General features: G+C 68.7%; 15 protein-coding genes and 3 pseudogenes. 12 read left to right on the top strand and 6 right to left on the bottom strand.

Features of this window, described 5'->3' with window-relative positions; translation table 11 throughout:
- Positions 1-103: 103 nt before the first annotated feature.
- From ACFU8Q_RS29560 to ACFU8Q_RS29540, 5 genes and pseudogenes are all read left to right on the top strand, one after another.
- Entirely contained in the window at positions 104-1,099 is a 996-nt protein-coding gene (locus ACFU8Q_RS29560) for an IS701 family transposase (RefSeq protein WP_384459365.1), read from the top strand.
- A 439-nt stretch (positions 1,100-1,538) separates the two neighbouring features.
- Positions 1,539-2,809 (top strand): annotated as a pseudogene (locus ACFU8Q_RS29555) (IS701 family transposase).
- Positions 2,810-2,994: 185 nt separating this feature from the next.
- A complete protein-coding gene (locus ACFU8Q_RS29550; RefSeq protein WP_384459356.1) occupies positions 2,995-3,894 on the top strand; it encodes a GNAT family N-acetyltransferase in 900 nt (299 codons plus the stop codon).
- Between the two features lie 434 nt (positions 3,895-4,328).
- A complete protein-coding gene (locus ACFU8Q_RS29545) occupies positions 4,329-4,808 on the top strand; it encodes a replication-relaxation family protein (protein WP_384459353.1) in 480 nt (159 codons plus the stop codon).
- 227 nt (positions 4,809-5,035) lie between these two features.
- Positions 5,036-5,254 (top strand): annotated as a pseudogene (locus ACFU8Q_RS29540) (transcriptional regulator); the annotation flags it as partial.
- A gap of 309 nt (positions 5,255-5,563) precedes the next feature.
- Here ACFU8Q_RS29540 and ACFU8Q_RS29535 read toward each other — a convergent pair.
- Positions 5,564-6,238 (bottom strand): TetR/AcrR family transcriptional regulator C-terminal domain-containing protein, encoded by a 675-nt coding sequence (locus ACFU8Q_RS29535; protein ID WP_384459350.1) that lies wholly within the window; start codon positions 6,236-6,238, stop codon positions 5,564-5,566.
- Positions 6,239-6,359: 121 nt separating this feature from the next.
- On the opposite strand from ACFU8Q_RS29535, the gene ACFU8Q_RS29530 reads away from it, so the two are divergent.
- Positions 6,360-6,878 carry a hypothetical protein gene (locus ACFU8Q_RS29530; RefSeq protein WP_384459347.1) on the top strand — a complete coding sequence of 173 codons (519 nt, stop codon included), beginning with the start codon at positions 6,360-6,362 and terminating at the stop codon, positions 6,876-6,878.
- 535 nt (positions 6,879-7,413) lie between these two features.
- Here the strand turns inward: ACFU8Q_RS29530 and ACFU8Q_RS29525 are convergent.
- The gene (locus ACFU8Q_RS29525; RefSeq protein WP_384459344.1) at positions 7,414-7,926 is read right to left on the bottom strand and encodes a DUF4259 domain-containing protein; all 513 of its coding nucleotides are present in this window, start codon (positions 7,924-7,926) and stop codon (positions 7,414-7,416) included.
- A gap of 166 nt (positions 7,927-8,092) precedes the next feature.
- Between ACFU8Q_RS29525 and ACFU8Q_RS29520 the strand changes: the two genes are divergently transcribed.
- Positions 8,093-8,545, top strand: coding sequence for a hypothetical protein (locus tag ACFU8Q_RS29520; protein ID WP_384459341.1), 453 nt, complete (start codon positions 8,093-8,095; stop codon positions 8,543-8,545).
- A 436-nt stretch (positions 8,546-8,981) separates the two neighbouring features.
- Here the strand turns inward: ACFU8Q_RS29520 and ACFU8Q_RS29515 are convergent, their stop codons facing one another.
- Both ACFU8Q_RS29515 and ACFU8Q_RS29510 read right to left on the bottom strand, forming a co-directional pair.
- A complete protein-coding gene (locus tag ACFU8Q_RS29515; RefSeq protein ID WP_384459362.1) occupies positions 8,982-9,461 on the bottom strand; it encodes a hypothetical protein in 480 nt (159 codons plus the stop codon).
- A gap of 99 nt (positions 9,462-9,560) precedes the next feature.
- Positions 9,561-9,635, bottom strand: coding sequence for a hypothetical protein (locus ACFU8Q_RS29510; protein ID WP_384459359.1), 75 nt, complete (start codon positions 9,633-9,635; stop codon positions 9,561-9,563).
- Between ACFU8Q_RS29510 and ACFU8Q_RS29505 the strand changes: the two genes are divergently transcribed.
- Both ACFU8Q_RS29505 and ACFU8Q_RS29500 read left to right on the top strand, forming a co-directional pair.
- Complete coding sequence (locus tag ACFU8Q_RS29505; protein WP_384459338.1) at positions 9,610-10,023, top strand: hypothetical protein; 414 nt, start codon at positions 9,610-9,612, stop codon at positions 10,021-10,023. The genes ACFU8Q_RS29510 and ACFU8Q_RS29505 overlap by 26 nt on opposite strands.
- A 494-nt stretch (positions 10,024-10,517) precedes the next feature.
- Positions 10,518-10,898 (top strand): FKBP-type peptidyl-prolyl cis-trans isomerase, encoded by a 381-nt coding sequence (locus ACFU8Q_RS29500; protein WP_384459335.1) that lies wholly within the window; start codon positions 10,518-10,520, stop codon positions 10,896-10,898.
- A 429-nt stretch (positions 10,899-11,327) separates the two neighbouring features.
- Here the strand turns inward: ACFU8Q_RS29500 and ACFU8Q_RS29495 are convergent, their stop codons facing one another.
- Complete coding sequence (locus ACFU8Q_RS29495; RefSeq protein ID WP_384459332.1) at positions 11,328-12,026, bottom strand: response regulator; 699 nt, start codon at positions 12,024-12,026, stop codon at positions 11,328-11,330.
- Between the two features lie 217 nt (positions 12,027-12,243).
- Here ACFU8Q_RS29495 and ACFU8Q_RS29490 point away from each other — a divergent pair, with 217 nt between their 5' ends.
- Positions 12,244-12,498: a hypothetical protein gene (locus ACFU8Q_RS29490; RefSeq protein WP_384459329.1), complete on the top strand. Its 255-nt coding sequence runs from the start codon at positions 12,244-12,246 to the stop codon at positions 12,496-12,498.
- Positions 12,499-12,528: 30 nt separating this feature from the next.
- Here ACFU8Q_RS29490 and ACFU8Q_RS29485 read toward each other — a convergent pair.
- Positions 12,529-12,603 (bottom strand): annotated as a pseudogene (locus ACFU8Q_RS29485) (hypothetical protein); the annotation flags it as partial.
- 9 nt (positions 12,604-12,612) lie between these two features.
- Here ACFU8Q_RS29485 and ACFU8Q_RS29480 point away from each other — a divergent pair.
- Positions 12,613-13,035, top strand: coding sequence for a hypothetical protein (locus tag ACFU8Q_RS29480; protein WP_384459326.1), 423 nt, complete (start codon positions 12,613-12,615; stop codon positions 13,033-13,035).
- Positions 13,036-13,712: 677 nt separating this feature from the next.
- Positions 13,713-14,648 (top strand): CPBP family intramembrane glutamic endopeptidase, encoded by a 936-nt coding sequence (locus ACFU8Q_RS29475; protein ID WP_384459323.1) that lies wholly within the window; start codon positions 13,713-13,715, stop codon positions 14,646-14,648.
- Positions 14,649-14,651 lie beyond the last annotated feature (3 nt).

The raw sequence follows: 14,651 nt of genomic DNA, 5'->3' as shown, positions 1-14,651 counted from the left end.
ACGAGATACGCGCCGACCTCCATCTCGGTCTGCTCCAACTCGCCTGCAGCATCATCTGCTTGAGACGACTCCGAACCGCATTCTGAAACGATCAGTTAGCCCGGTGGGCCGCAAGAACGGCTGGCAGCTCGCCGAATACGCCGGCCACGCCACCCCCGACGGGCTGCAGCACCTGCTCTCCCGGAGCCGCTGGGAGGCTGACGAGGTCCGCGACGACCTGCACGCCTACGTCGCCGAGCACCTCGGCGCGAACAACGGCGTGCTGATCATCGACGACACCGGCTTCGTGAAGAAGGGCACCACCTCCGCCGGTGTCGAGCGCCAATATTCCGGCACCGCGGGCCGCACCGAGAATTGCCAGATCGGCGTATTCGCCGCCTACGCCACCACCCGCGGCCACACCCTGGTCGACCGCGAGCTCTACCTGCCCAAGTCCTGGACCGAGGACCGCGAACGCTGTCGGGCCGCCCGTGTCCCCGACGACCGCGTCTTCGCCACCAAGGGCGAACTGGCGAGGACCATCATCCTGCGGGCCCTCGCCTCACCCCTGCCCATCGGCTGGGTCACCGCGGACTCCCCTACGGCCAGGACTCCCACTTCCGCCGCTTCCTGGAAGTCCACCAGCTCTCCTACGTCGTGGCTGTCCCGAAGTCCCAGCAGGTCCACGGCCCGCGCATCGACGACCTCATCGGCCAGGCCCTGCCCGAAGCCTGGCAGCGGCTGTCCGCAGGAAGCGGCGCGAAGGGCGAGCGTTTCTACGACTGGGCCGCAGCCCGCCTGCCGGCCGTGTGGGAATTCGACGGCGACGAACCCACCCGGCAACGCTGGATGCTGGCCCGCCGCAGCATCACAAAGTCCGACGAGATCGCCTACTACCTCGCCGGCGCACCCCTGGGAGCCACCGTCGCCGACCTCGTACGCATCGCCGGCTGCCGCTGGAAGGTCGAGGAATGCTTCCAGAGCGCGAAGAGCGAATGCGGCCTGGACCAGTACGAAGTCCGCCGCTACGTGGGCTGGTACCGGCACATCACACTCGCGATGCTCGCGCATGCCTTCCTCGCCGTCCTGGCCAGTCAGGAACGAGAAAAGGGGGCGTTGAGCGGGACACACCCGACCTCGTGGACCTCACACCGGCCGAAATTCGATGTCTGCTGGCAGTTGGACCCCGCCGCCGTGCTCCGGACCGCGACCACGCGATGAGGTGGTCCCACTGGCGTCGCCGCCACCAAGCACGCGCCCGCCGCTGCCACTACAAGCAGCGCGGCCACACGTTCGTGGGACGGCCCGGCAAAGACCGCCCCACCCCCATTCCAGCCCGCTACACTCCCCACACCCAAGCCGTTGACCAGCACGAATGAAGAAGTCCGGCTGGAGTACTAGTACTCCAGTCTGACTTCGCGATCTTGTCGCGGACCCGGCTGGGAACGGGTACGGCCACCGCGTGATCATCGGGGGTTGTGTGGACTCCTGAAGATCGTGCGCTGGCCGCGGGCCATAGCGTAGACCCTGCCCGCTGGCGGGCGATGTTCGACCAGGTCATGGCCCGGATCGCGGGCAGATTCCGGCGAGTTGAGCCCCGGGCCGCGGCCCGCTCCTATCTGCTCGGGCTGCTGTCGGGCGTGGAGCGGAAGAACTGTTGGCAGCTGGCCGAACAGGCCGGCCTCGCCCGGCCTGGGTCGATGCAACGTCTGCTGCGCTACGCCCGCTGGGACGCGGATGCCGTCCGTGACGACCTGCGTGCCTACGCCGCCGAACACCTCGGCGCCGACGACGGTGTCCTGATCGTGGACGAGACCGGCTTCCTGAAGAAGGGCCGGTCCTCGGCAGGAGTGCAGAGGCAGTACACCGGCACCGCGGGGCGCATCGAGAACGCCCAGGTCGGCGTGTTCCTCGCCCTGGCCACCAGTCGGGGACGGGCCCTGATCGACCGACGGCTCTATCTCCCCGAACACTCCTGGTCCGGTGATCCCGAACGTCGTGACGCGGCCGGGATACCCGAGACGGTGCAGTTCGCCACCAAGCCCCGTCTGGCCTCGGAGATGATCGCTGCCGCGCTGGACGCCGGGATCGCCGCGTCCTGGGTGACCGGCGACGAAGCCTACGGCCAGGACCCGCAGCTGCGCGGCGCCCTCGAGACACGTGGCACTGGCTACGTGATGGCCGTCGCCTGCTCGATGCGGGTGAGGATCAACCATGGCCGCACTGCCGTCCGCGCCGATACCGTCGCCGGCCGCCCCTGCCCGCCGCGGCCTGGCAGCGGCAGAGCGCCGGCAACGGCGCCAAGGGGCCGCGGTACTACGACTGGGCCTGGATCCACGTCGGCTCCGGCGGCCACCGCCACCTGCTGATCCGCCGCAATCGGTCCACCGGCGAACTCGCCTTCTATCTGTGCTGGTCGCCTACTGAAGTGCCCCTGTCCGAACTGGTCCGCGTCGCCGGTGTCCGTTGGAGCGTCGAGGAGTGCTTCCAGGCCGCCAAGGGCCAGGTCGGTCTGGATCACTATCAGGTGAGGCACTGGACCTCATGGCACCGGCACATCACGCTCGCCATGCTTGCCCTGGCCTTCCTCACCGCCCTCGCCGCCGACGCGACCCCCCAACCGCCCGCAGATACGCACCACCTCGTCCGCAGCCGCGATCCGATCGCGCTGACCGTCCCGGAGATCAGCCACCTACTCGCCGCCGTCTTCGTCCCACCAGCCGTGACCGCGGCCAGGCTGCTGCACTGGTCCAACTGGCGCCGGCGCCACCAGGCAACAGCCCGACGCAGCCACTACCGACGACGGACCGCCGGCGAACCCGCTGGATAGATCACGAAACCGTGGACGGCCCAGCGGAAGTTCACGTACTGTGTGGCTCCACGCCCTGAGATGGACGGAAGGAGGCGAGTGCCGTGCGGTTCACACCTTTCCAGCGCTCCCTTTTCCGCTGTCCCGGCGTGGTTCACGAGTTCTGACCGGGAGCGCTCCAAGCAGTCTGTATCCCGGAGGAATCCATGACCGATCCGGTCATCCGCGCGCTCACCGCGAGCGACGCCCATCTCTTCGACGAACTCCCCGACCCACTGGGCGCCCGTGAAGGCCATCGGCGTACCCGGTTTCGCCCCGACTGGAAGCGCGTCGTCCTGCGCGACGGCGAGGTCGTCGCACGCGGCGCGTGGTGGGGCGGCCCTGACGACTCGGAGCCCCTCAACATCAACTGGTTCGACGTGGCCGAGGGCGAGGAGGAGGCGGGGGCCGAGCTCCTGCGCTCCGCTCCCTGGCAGGTCGAACTGGAGATCAACCTGCCCGGCGGCTGGCGGGAGAAGACCGACCTGCGCGCCGGCGCCGAGGCGCGCTTCGCCGCCGCACGAGCCGCAGGGTACGAACTCCTGGTGGAACGCTTCCTGTATCGCTGGACCCCGGAGCGAGGTCTGCCCGCGCGGCCCGGACGCTTGCGCTTCAGCGCCGAACCAGACGACACCGTGTTCTTCGACGCGTTGCGCCGCATCCACTCCGTCACCCTGGACGCCCACGCGCTCAGGGCAATCGAGGAGGGCGGCCTCGACCAGGCCGCCCAGGAAGAACTCGACTTCTTCCACTGGTGCACCTCCCCGCGGGAGTGGTGGCAGATCGCGCACACGCCGGAGGGCGACCTGGCCGGCATCCACATCCCGGCCCACAACCCCTCCGGACCGACCATCGGCTTTATCGGAGTCGTCCCGAAACAGCGTGGTCACGGCTATGCCTACGACCTCCTCGCGGAGTGCACCCACTTCCTCGTCGAACAGGGCGCGGAGTTCGTCAGCGGAGCGACGGACCGGGGCAACTTCCCCATGGCCGCGAACTTCGCCAAGGCCGGCTTCCCCGTCGTCAGTGAACGCATCAACTTCCACCCGGCGGGCCAGGGGGCCTAGCGAGTAGCACGCGGTGAGCGGTCCGGTCCGAGGACGGGTCCGGACCGCTTGTCAGTGCCCGATGGCATGCTGGCCGACAGTGTGATCGACAGCGGGCGATGGAGGCGGAGTTGGGCTTCCAGAGATCCGCCACCTACTCGCCGCCGTCTTCATCCCACCAGTCGTGACCGCGGCCAGGCTGCTGCACTGGTCCAACTGGGGCCGGCGCCACCAGGCAACAGCCCGACACAGCCACTGCCGACGACGAACCGCCGGCGAACCCGCTGGATAGCTCACGAAACCGCACTGGAGTATTAGCCGTATGAGGTGTCTCTCCCTTCCCCTGAGGAGTCAGCGAAGGGGAAGGGACCACTTCCACAGCCGCGAAGGAGCGGGCTGACGCACAACGGATGCTGGGGCGCGTACGGATAGTCACGGTCCGGCAGGTGGCCCAGGTGATCACAGGAGAGGAAGCGGACGGCCGGTCGTACGTGCGCAGGGCGATGAACAAGCTGGCGGAGCTGGGGCTGGCGGAGACGAACGGCAAGGACGGCAAGCACCCGATCCGGAACCTGACCCCGGACGGGCAGAAGGCTCTGGCCGACGGCAACGAGCTGCCGCCCTGCCCGAAGGTCGGCACCGGTGCGAAGGCCGTTCGAGCCGGGTTCGGCCCGCACGGCATCGCGGTGACGGACACGATCCTCGCCTACGGCAGTCGGCTCTCCTTGACCGACTGGCAGGTGGAGGTGAACCACGCCATCCAGGAGACCGGCCTGAGCTTCAACACCGACGCCGTCCTCGCCCGGCAGGTCGCCCGCGAGGAAGAGCAACGCCGCGCCCTTGCCGCCTACTACCTCGGGCGTGTGAGCGCCGGGGGGCTTGGGCAGGTCCCCCGACGCCCTGCTCCGCGAGTGCGTCCTGCTGGTCCTGGGTGAGTTTGTCTCGTCTCGTTTTGGTGTTCGAGACCCATACCCCGAGCTTCACGATCACCGGTTCCGTCTCGCCGTTGACCGCGATTTTTTTTCGCTGTGCCCGCGGGGTACCGGCCGGTCCGCGCCTTCCCGTTCCACCCATTGCGCGAGGGCCATCAGGCCGCGTTGGAATGCCTGCTGCGCTTTGCTCGGGCCCCTCGTCGCGCGTGTGGCTGCCGGGGCGGGAGAAGGTGCCTGGGTCCGCGCAGCGCAGCGTGTGGCCGCTGGAGGCGTTCTACATCCACGACGACACCACGGCCGTGGTGGAGACGCTGACGGCGGAGATCAAGGTGACGCAGCCGCGCGAGCTCGCCGACTACGCGAAGGCATTCACCGGACTCGCGGAGATGGCCGTGTACGGCGACGCGGCCCGCGCGCTCATCCGGGCCGCAATCGACGCCCTGAAGTGAACCTCCGCAATTACAGTGCGACTCTTCCTGGAGAGCTGATCGGTCCGCGGCCTCGTCGCGGACCGGACCGGTGAATTGCCGTCGCACCGCGTTCTCGTGCCGCAGCACCAGCAGTTCGGCGTCCTTGGCCGTGCCCTGGCGCAGCAGGACCGCAGGCGCGGACAGTAACGCCGCGGTGGCCCGGTACAGCAGAGAGATGATTACTGGTGCAGCATCCCAGCCACCGTCGAGGGGTCTTGCACGCGAACTCCCACCCGCAGCGATGACTTTACGAGCCCCACAGGCCTCCCTCGAAGCGGTCAGGTCGGGCTATGCGGCGAGTTCCTGTTCCAGGCCGTCGAGTAGGGCTTGGAGGCCGAACTCGAAGGTCTTGTCGGGGGCGGCGGCGTATTCGGCCGCCGCCTGGGTTTCCAGTCGGGCGCGCAGGCGCGGGTAACACATGGCGATCTCCCGCGCCTTGGTCATGGCCTCTTGGAACTGTTCTTCGGCGGTGGTGCGGTCCGCGCTGTGTTTCCGGGTGAGTGAGGCGGTCGCGGCGATGCCGGCCGCGTTGCCGAGGATGTAGGTGAAGACGGTAGCTGCAGCCTGGTCGGCCTGGGCGCCGGTGAAACCGGCGGCCTCGTAGACGGCCAGGCTGTGGTCGTCGTGGCAGGCCTTGCCATCGCCGTAGACGACGTGTGCAGCGAGGACCTGCACCAGCCAGGGGTGCCGGACGAACATCCCGTACAGATCCGTGGCCATGGCAAAGGCCGCGGTGCGCCAGCCGACCGCGGCCAGATCGGGCAGCTTGAGCTCGCCCCACACCTGGTCGGTGGCGAGCAGAACGAGATTGTCCTTGTTCTTCACATGCCAGTACACGGCAGTGGCGGCGGAGTCGAGCCGTTTACCCAGGGCGCGCATGTTCAGGCCTTCGAGGCCGTCGGTGTCCATGAGCTCGACGGCGGTGCGGATGATCTGGTTACGGGTGAGCGTGTCGCGCGGCATGACCTCACGGTACGCAGCCCCTTGCACAAAGTTCAAACAGGGGCTTGCACAGTGTTCAAGTCGTGGTCTACCGTCTTTCTCGGTAGCTGGTTGAACTTAGTGCAAGTCGAAGGAGAGTCCCATGAGCACCCTCGCCGCCATCATGCAGCTGCTCGTCGCCACCGCCTTCGTCAGCATCCCGGTGGTCCGCCACCGCTTCGGTCCCGCAGCTAAGGCCGCCGCCGTGGCCGAACTCCGCCGTCAGAACGTCCGCCCGGGGGTGCTCGAGGAGAACAAGCTCCGGTTCGACGCCGGTGGCCACGAGACCGCGGCTCCGGCAACCGTCGCCGCGGTGATGGCCGCCACCGCCGCCCTGAATTTCGCCGGCGCCGATCTGGCCCAGCTGCTGACCTGGATCTTCTCCTCATTGGTCCTGCTGATGAACGCGGCGATCGTCTACAGCAACTTCACCGCGGTGAAGTCTGTGGAGATGGCCTTCCGCCGCAAGGGCGACCCGGAGCTGGCCCGCGTCGAGGTCGCGCCCTTCCTCCAGGCTGCCGAGGCCGCCTTCCCCCACTGGGTGCGAGCCCAGACCTACCTGCGCAATGCGGTGGTCTTCGGCGGCTCCGCCGTCGCCCTGGTCGCCGTCTCCCTCGTTTGAGTAACGCCCTGTTGATCCTGCGGCGGCGAGCTGACGGACGTATGGAACAGGTCCTGCGTGGTGATGGCGTCGCCGCGAAGGGCCTGTTCCATGTCCGTCATGTTGCGCCGCGGTCCCATGCCTGCATCCGCGAGAGGACGCTCTCCCGAAGATGTACCTCCGCGGCGAGCGATGAGCCGGTCGATCGCCATCTTCGAAAGGCAGGATGAATGGCCGGCTCGACTGCTGCTCGGGAAGCCTCTGGACGGCCGCCGCGGTTGGTGCGGGTGCACACGTTTCCGGCACTCACGGTGTCGATCGCGCCGCCTGTAGAGCGCAGGCGGCGCGGAGCGGGCCGTCTGCGGAGCCGGCCGTGGCCGCGCACTGGCAGGACGATCCTGTCCCGAAGCGGGGCAAGATCTGGTAGACGCTCCCTGGATACGCGTGTGCCGCGGACCCGCCTCGGGTCTGCGGCATACGGCGTTTTGGGGTGGTGACGGCTGCTTGCCTTTATCGTCTATGTGACGATGAGCTCGGGGTCATGAACGATGCGCCTTCACAACCGGCCGCTCCCGCCCGGGAGATGACCGACGAGGAACTGGCCCAGCAGGCAGCGGAAATGGTCACGAGCTGGGTCTCCGTCGAGAATCCCATGTCGGTGGAGGAGGGGTGGAGGGTGGCCGGTCTGCAGAACACCGGGTCCTCGCAGGGCGAGATGCGTGCCTTTGATCGTGTCGGGGCCTGGCGGCAGCAGCTGCTCCAGGTACTGGCCGCCGCTGACGACTCCGAACAGGGGTGTACCCGTGTCGCCCGGGGGAGGAGCGAGGCGGTCTCCAGTCGAGCGGATGCCGGAGGTCGGGTCACCTCCGGGACACTGCGCGGCGACGAGCGCGGCCGCGGCAATGGCTTCCTCGGATTCGGGTGCTTCGAGGTGAGCCGCGGTGTCGATCACGCGTGTGAGAGCACTGCGGACGATGCCCTCACGTTCGCCTGCGGCGGCCTCATCAAGATTGCCACCAAAGTCGGCTGCGGTGTCGTTGTCGAAGGGGCCGACGTCCCAAGTGCCCATGCTCTCTCCTGATCATGTTATTGCCAGGGCATCCTGGCAGAGGCCACTGACAGAAGCCGTGCAGTCCAGAGCGGAATTTCAGCCGCCTGTGACTGGTCGAGATAGAGGTCACGGGACCGCGATGTCAGCCACCCATGTCAGTAGGGCGGGCTGTCATCATGCTCGGATGGCCCACGACATAGTGTTCTTCCTTGCTCCCGACGACGAAGCTGCAGCTGCGGCGCGCCTGCGGGGACCTGGTGCAGCCTTTGAGTCTGTGACCTGCCGTTTCATTGAGCCGGACAGCGCCATCGCCGAGTGGGACATGTACTTCCAGGAGCCTTCGGCCGAGGCCCCACCTGTCGATCAGCTCCTTCGGTGGGCGTGGCCAGAGTGGGTCACCACCCCCTTGAACGATGGCGTTGAGGTGTTCGCTCTGCCGAAGCGACTGACCCGAGCACTGGCCAACGCGAGCTCCGCCGAACTCGAAGAACTCGCAGGCCGCTGGACCACGCGCCTCCGATCCGAGGACGGAGACGACATGACCGACGATGACCTGCTGGCAGTCCTGCAAGGCGTTGCCCGCCTCGCAGCGTCTGCGGTGAATACGGGTGGCGGCCTCTACAGCTGGAGCTTCTGACCGTCCCTCCGCGAGGGACGCTCGTTCTTGACGCCGCTGCACGCCAGGAGCTCAGGATCTCAACGGTCTCGTCAAGGCCGAGGGTGGTCAGGTCGATCTTCAACGACCGCCTCAGCCTTGTCGCAGCGATGCCAAGGACCATCCACTGTGGCGGCTGTCCGTCGTAGAGCATGACCTCGCCGCCAGCGGCGATGGCGTCGCGCGCTGCCTTGCAGGCACTGGTCTGGTCTTTGAGCATCGCAGTGATGTCGCGCTGGCTTGGATTCTCGTCCTCGGTGGCCATGCGGCGACTGTAGAGACCGAACGCAGGCGTTGCTACAGGATTCGGCGTGACCTGCGCAGGGCTCTGGGACAGAGGCGGTCAGGACAGGTAGAGCTGCAGACCGGCAACATAGTGGTCAATCGGTCGATACCAAACCCTGGCTACAAGATCCCCTCAATCCCCTGCGCCTGGAAGCGCCTCGTACCAGTGCAAGGCCACCTCTCGGTCGTTTGTGGCCGGAACGGGCTGGATCGGCGGTCCCAAGTCGGCGAGCAGTTCCAGCAGGTAGGCGCGGCGCTCCGTGTACGGGCGGCTGCGAAGGTCTCCGATCGCAGGGTCAGGGTGCTGCAGAACGTCCCAGCAGACGTACGACGCCGGATACCGGGCTGCCGGGGCACGGGCCCGGGTCACGGACGACGCAGCCCGCGACTGCGCGGCCGCGAAGTCCAGCCGGCCGTCCCGCCAGATCACAGCTTCCCCATCCAGCACCGTGCCCGGCCGCAGTTCCATCCCGGCAACGGCAAGGTCCATCCAGTGCTGGGTGACGATCCGACCGGACCGGGCGTACAGGAACACGGTGTCTTCGGTACGACGCAGCACAGTCCTGTAGCCGTCGAACTTCGGCTCGTACCACCAGCCCGGACTGTCAGGCAGGGTCGGGACCGCCTGGGCCAGCGCACCTTGATCGGGAACTCCACAAAACCGATCCTGCGAGCCGCGCGCTACAGCAGCGCGACGGGCGGTCCGTACGGCCTACGCCCGCTCCAGCCCCGTCTGCGGATTGCAGATCTGGCATGCCTCAATGTCCGGCCCCGCCAAAGCGATCATTGCTTCCTGCCGGTTGCTGGGCGCTGTACAGGCCGCACCCTCCGCGGTCGACCGCCGGCGCCCCTACCTGGCCGACACCAGCGGACCGGAAGGCGACTGGGACACCCACATCACCGAAGTACAGGCCCGCACCGTCCCCGTGCCCGCCGACCTCACCGCCCTCCTCGACCAAGTCGAGGAACGCCTCACTGCTCTGGTCGCCGACGAACCACTGGCCGCACTCCGCGCCGTCGCCGCCCTTAAGCGCCTCACCGAACGGGTGGCAACCGACGCCGCGTTCAGCGTCGACACCGCGGGCGGACCACAGTGGGACACCATCGCCCAGGCGCTCGGGATCAGCGAACAGGCAGCCCGCTCCCGCCTGACCCACTACGCCCTCCGCCGCTGACCCTGGAGATCGGGCCGTCCCGATCTCCAGCACGCGGCCGCTGATTCATGCGGAGGTGGCGGGGCTGCGGCGTGTGTCCGCGTATACGCGGGCCTTCACGCCCGGCGTTCCGGGTTCGCGTTGCACGGTCGAGGTGGTGGCGAGAGGCCGCGCGGCCCGGGCGGCGTGTCCGGGCTGCGGGCGCTTCTCGGACCCAGTCCACGACCGTTATCAGCGCAGGCTGAAGGACCTTCCGTGCAGCGGGCCACGCGCCACCAGGCGACGCCCAGGGGCCATACCCGCGGACGCGGGGAGCAGGGCCTCGCCATCATCGAGTACGGGCGCAGCGTACCGATGATGTAGCACGCCCAGTCACGCTGAGCGTCGTGCTCCGTTGGGCTTGATGCACCCCAGGAGATCAGCGTTCGCGGCAGCATGATGATCTACTGCATAGAGTGACCATGTGCCTGGCTGGTCTGTATGAGGGCTTCCGGCGACGAGCGAATGAGGCTGCAATGAGTGAACTGACGAAGCCCGAGATCGACCTTCCGGAGGGCGACGCTCCCACCGAGCTGACAATCCGTGACCTCGTTGTCGGGGACGGGCTTGAGGCGAAGCCGGGCAGGGTTGTCCAGGTTCACTACGTCGGGGTCACCTTCGAGTCTGGAAAGGAATTCGACACCTCCTGGAACCGGGGCCAGACGTTCAAGTTCGCCGTGGGCGGTGGCAAGGTCATCAAGGGCTGGGACCGCGGGGTCAGAGGGATGAAGGTCGGCGGCCGGCGCGAGATCATCGTTCCCCCGCGCCTCGGCTACGGCAACCAGTCGCCCTCGCCGTTGATCCCGGCGGGCTCGACACTCGTCTTCGTGGTGGACCTGCTCTCCGTCGCAGTCTGAGGCCTTCTGCCACCCGGCCTCTCCGCCCAGAACCAAGGCCAGCAACACCTGCCGGTCGACCGCGACACCACACCCGTGCACCCTTCACCCGCAGCCACGGACAGAGGCACGCGCCGGCAACAACACGCATCGGCGCCCGTGATCCACAAACGGCAGACACCCCGGTTGCGGGCCTGAACCTGAGCCCGGACCGCTGGCCGACGGCCGGGGTGCCGACGGCCATGAACCCCGCGAAACGAATCATCCGCGCGGCGACCTCACGCTGCCCGCCAATGCCAGCCCCGCGGCACAGATCTTCACGGCCTACACCGCTTGGCGGGACGCGATCCCCGACCGGAGGAGGTCGTCAACCGCACGTCAGCCATGGGTGGGACCGCATGTCGCCGCCGCCAGGGCGGGCCGACGGCCCCGGCCGATGTCACACGGCCGTCAGGCTCGGTCGCCGCCTTCCGCCACGCCCGCCCGGTACGCCAGGACCACCGCCTGGACGCGGTCGCGGAGGTCCAGTTTGGTGAGGATGCGGGAGACGTAGGTCTTCACGGTCTCTGCGCTGATGACCAACTGGGCGGCTATTTCGGCGTTCGACAGGCCCTTGCTGATTAGGAGGAGGACCTCGTGCTCGCGGGGGGTGAGCACCTTGAGGCGGTCGCGCTCGGGGGACGTGGGGACGGTGGTGGGGCGCAGGCGTTCGGCGAAGCGACCGATCAGGGTACGGGTGACGGCAGGGGCGAGGAGGGACTCGCCGCGGGCGACGGTGCGTACCGCGTTGATCAGTTCGGGCGGTGGGGCGTCCTTGAGTAGGAAGCCGCTGGCCCCGGCGCGGAGGGCCTCGTACACGTATTCGTCGACGTTGAAGGTCGTGACGATGAGGATCTTCGCGGGGTTGGGGGAGTCGGGTCCTGCCAGGCGGCGGGTGGCCTCGATTCCGTCGAGCAGGGGCATGCGGATGTCCATGACGACGACGTCCGGCTTCAGCTCCTGCGCGCTCCGGATCGCCGCTCGGCCGTCCTCGGCCTCGCCCACGACCTCCATGTCGGGCTGGGCGGAGAGGATCGTGACGAAGCCGGCGCGCACGAGGGCTTGGTCCTCGCAGACCAGCACCCTGATCGCAGCGGGCGGAACACTCATGCGGCACCTTCTGTGGGGATGCGTGCGTGCACGCGGAACCCGCCCTCCGGGCGGGGTTGGCGGCGAACTCGCCGCCCAGCATCTCCACCCGTTCCCGTAGCCCGGTCAGGCCCCGGCCGCCCGAGACGTGCGGCCCGCCGTCGCGGAGGGCCGCGGACACGGGCGCGCCGTCGGCCGCTTGGGCGGTGGTGACCTCGATGTCCGTCCAGTCGGGGGCGTGCGTGAGCCGTACCAGTGTCGGCCTGCCCGCGGCGTATTTCACGGCGTTCGTCAGGGATTCCTGCACGACGCGATACGCCGTGAGTCGGGCGCCTATGTCCATGTCCGGCTGCTCTCCGTCCTCGACCAGTTCGATCGGCTGGCCGCCCGCTCGCGTCTGCTCCACCAGGTCAGGCACCCGGCCCGGCAACGGCGTCCGTTCCTTGGGCGCCGACTCGCCGGTCGCCTCCAGCACGCCGAGCAGGAACCGTAGTTCGGCCAGCGCGCGGCGGCCGGTGCCGTTGATGGCGTCGAGGGCCTCGCCGATCCGGTCCGGTGACCCGGTGAGGTACTGTGCCGCGCCGGCCTGCACGACCATCGCGGTCACATGGTGGGTCACCACGTCGTGCATCTCCCGGGCCAGTCGCCCGCGTTCCGCATCGATGGCGGCCTGTGCGGACAGGCGCCGACGCTCGGCCTCGTGCGCCCGCCGCCCGCGAACCAGGACGCCCAGGCCCCACACCGCCACCAGGACCAGGTAGTAGACCAGGAAGTCGGTCAGGCCGTCGGGCGAGCCCAGCGCGTACAGGATGACATCGAACACCAGGTACCCGCCCGTCGCCGCCAGCGGTACGGCCCGCCGGAGGCGTTCCTGGTGGGCACCCACGGAGTACAGCGCGATGTACAGCCCCAGGCTGCCGAAGGCCGCCGGGTAGCCGAGGCACTCGTGGACCGCGAACGAGGTCCCCGCTACCGCGAGGCAGACGGCCGGCCATCGGGTGCGCACCGCGAGCGGCAGAGTCTGACCTAACGTCAGCAGCACGCTCGCCATGGAGGCGCCGTGAGTGGGAAGGTCGCCGAACCGAGCCCCGACCCGTGACAGCGGCTCCGCGAACGACAGCACGGTGAAGACGAGCGCGAACTCGCGGTCCCTGGTAGTGGTGGGGCGTGCTCCCCACCACCGCGACAGCCAGCGGAGCCGACTGATCGCGGCGGCCACCGGGTTCCCGCGTGCGGAGGGGCCCCTGTCCCGCGCCCGCGGTTCGGCCCCGGCCCCGGAAGGGGGCGCCGGGGGCCGGCCGGTCCTTGGCCGACCCGGGCGGGGAGCGGGGTCCGTCGGCGCGGGGCATGCCGAGCCTGATGGTTCACAAGCTGCTTGGTCTTCCGTCATCATCCGTGATCTCGTAAGTCCGGCACTGAGTGGCATGAGGACCGGGCCGTGGTCCGCGGCCTGGTCCATTCGGTACGACCCGTCCGGCATCCGCACCACACGGCAGCGCGGACCGGACGGTCCTGCTCGGTGAATCTAGCGTCCTGTGGCGGGAGTTGTGTCCCCCGCAAGAGAACAGCCGGGTAGCTCGCTCGGGGGACCGGAGGATGCGGCAAGTGCCCACCCGGTGGTGACGATTCGCAGGAGCCGCGGCCCGTAGTTTTCCGGCATCGAAAGCGGAGACCGCCTGCTGGGAGCGGGCCCCTGAGGAGGAAGCCATGCCGTCCAACCACCACCAGTCACCGACACGACTCGCCGGTCGCGGAGCCGAAAGGACCGGATCGGCCGGGAAGAACACCGGGCACCCCGCGCGGTGGGCGACGTCGACGTGGGTGCGTCTGCCGGTGCTGTTCGTGCTGATGCTGGCCGTGGGCGGGATCACCAGCGCGATCAACAGCGCCGCCGCCACTCCGCTGACCGCTCTGATCAGCGGGGTGGCCACCGGCGGCCTCGCCCTGGCCGCCTATGCCAGGCTCGTGCGGTACCTGGAGGGCCGCGGCAGGCCGCAGGAGCTGGCTCCGGCGCAGGCCCAGCCGGAAATGTGCCAGGGAGCCCTGCTCGGGCTGGGTCTGTTCACCGTCACGATCGCGCTGGTCGCGATGACCGGCGGATACCACATCCACGGCTGGGGATCGATCGGTGGCGCACTGACCACGCTGGGGTTGATGAGCTGCGTGGCGGTCACTGAGGAACTGGCCTTCCGCGGTGCGCTGTTTCGGGTGCTGGAGGAGAAGACCGGGACGTGGGGGGCGCTGGCCGTCTCCGGGCTCGCTTTCGGCGGCCTGCACTTGGTCAACCCCGACGCGACGCTCTGGGGCGCGCTGGCCATCGCCGTCGAGGCCGGGCTGATGTTCGGCGCGCTCTACGCCGCCACCCGCTCGCTGTGGCTGCCGATCGGCCTGCACCTGGGCTGGAACATGGCCGAGCAGGGCATCTACGGCACCGCCGTCTCCGGCTCCGGGACCGGCACCGGCGGCCTGCTGCACGCCTCCGTCAGCGGTCCTCAGGCCCTGACCGGCGGCGACTTCGGCCCCGAGGCCAGCATCTTCGCCGTCCTGGTGTGCGCCGTGCCCACCGTGCTGTTCCTCATAACCGCCAAGCGCCAGGGCCGCATCTACACCCGCGCCGAAATGGCACAGGTACGGCAGAACTGACAC

The organism is Streptomyces sp. NPDC057543, assembly GCF_042801895.1.
Classification (GTDB): Bacteria; Actinomycetota; Actinomycetes; order Streptomycetales; family Streptomycetaceae; genus Streptomyces.
The sequence above is the reverse complement of the archived record's forward strand: the minus strand, read 5'-3'. Positions and strand labels throughout refer to the sequence as shown.

Coding starts and splice junctions, on each gene's coding strand:
- ACFU8Q_RS29550 (WP_384459356.1), top strand. CDS start 2,995: ATGACCGATCCGGTCATCCGCGCGCTCACCGCGAGCGACGCCCATCTC.
- ACFU8Q_RS29535 (WP_384459350.1), bottom strand. CDS start 6,238: ATGCCGCGCGACACGCTCACCCGTAACCAGATCATCCGCACCGCCGTC.
- ACFU8Q_RS29530 (WP_384459347.1), top strand. CDS start 6,360: ATGAGCACCCTCGCCGCCATCATGCAGCTGCTCGTCGCCACCGCCTTC.
- ACFU8Q_RS29525 (WP_384459344.1), bottom strand. CDS start 7,926: ATGGGCACTTGGGACGTCGGCCCCTTCGACAACGACACCGCAGCCGAC.
- ACFU8Q_RS29520 (WP_384459341.1), top strand. CDS start 8,093: ATGGCCCACGACATAGTGTTCTTCCTTGCTCCCGACGACGAAGCTGCA.
- ACFU8Q_RS29505 (WP_384459338.1), top strand. CDS start 9,610: ATGTCCGGCCCCGCCAAAGCGATCATTGCTTCCTGCCGGTTGCTGGGC.
- ACFU8Q_RS29500 (WP_384459335.1), top strand. CDS start 10,518: ATGAGTGAACTGACGAAGCCCGAGATCGACCTTCCGGAGGGCGACGCT.
- ACFU8Q_RS29495 (WP_384459332.1), bottom strand. CDS start 12,026: ATGAGTGTTCCGCCCGCTGCGATCAGGGTGCTGGTCTGCGAGGACCAA.
- ACFU8Q_RS29480 (WP_384459326.1), top strand. CDS start 12,613: ATGGTGGGTCACCACGTCGTGCATCTCCCGGGCCAGTCGCCCGCGTTC.
- ACFU8Q_RS29475 (WP_384459323.1), top strand. CDS start 13,713: ATGCCGTCCAACCACCACCAGTCACCGACACGACTCGCCGGTCGCGGA.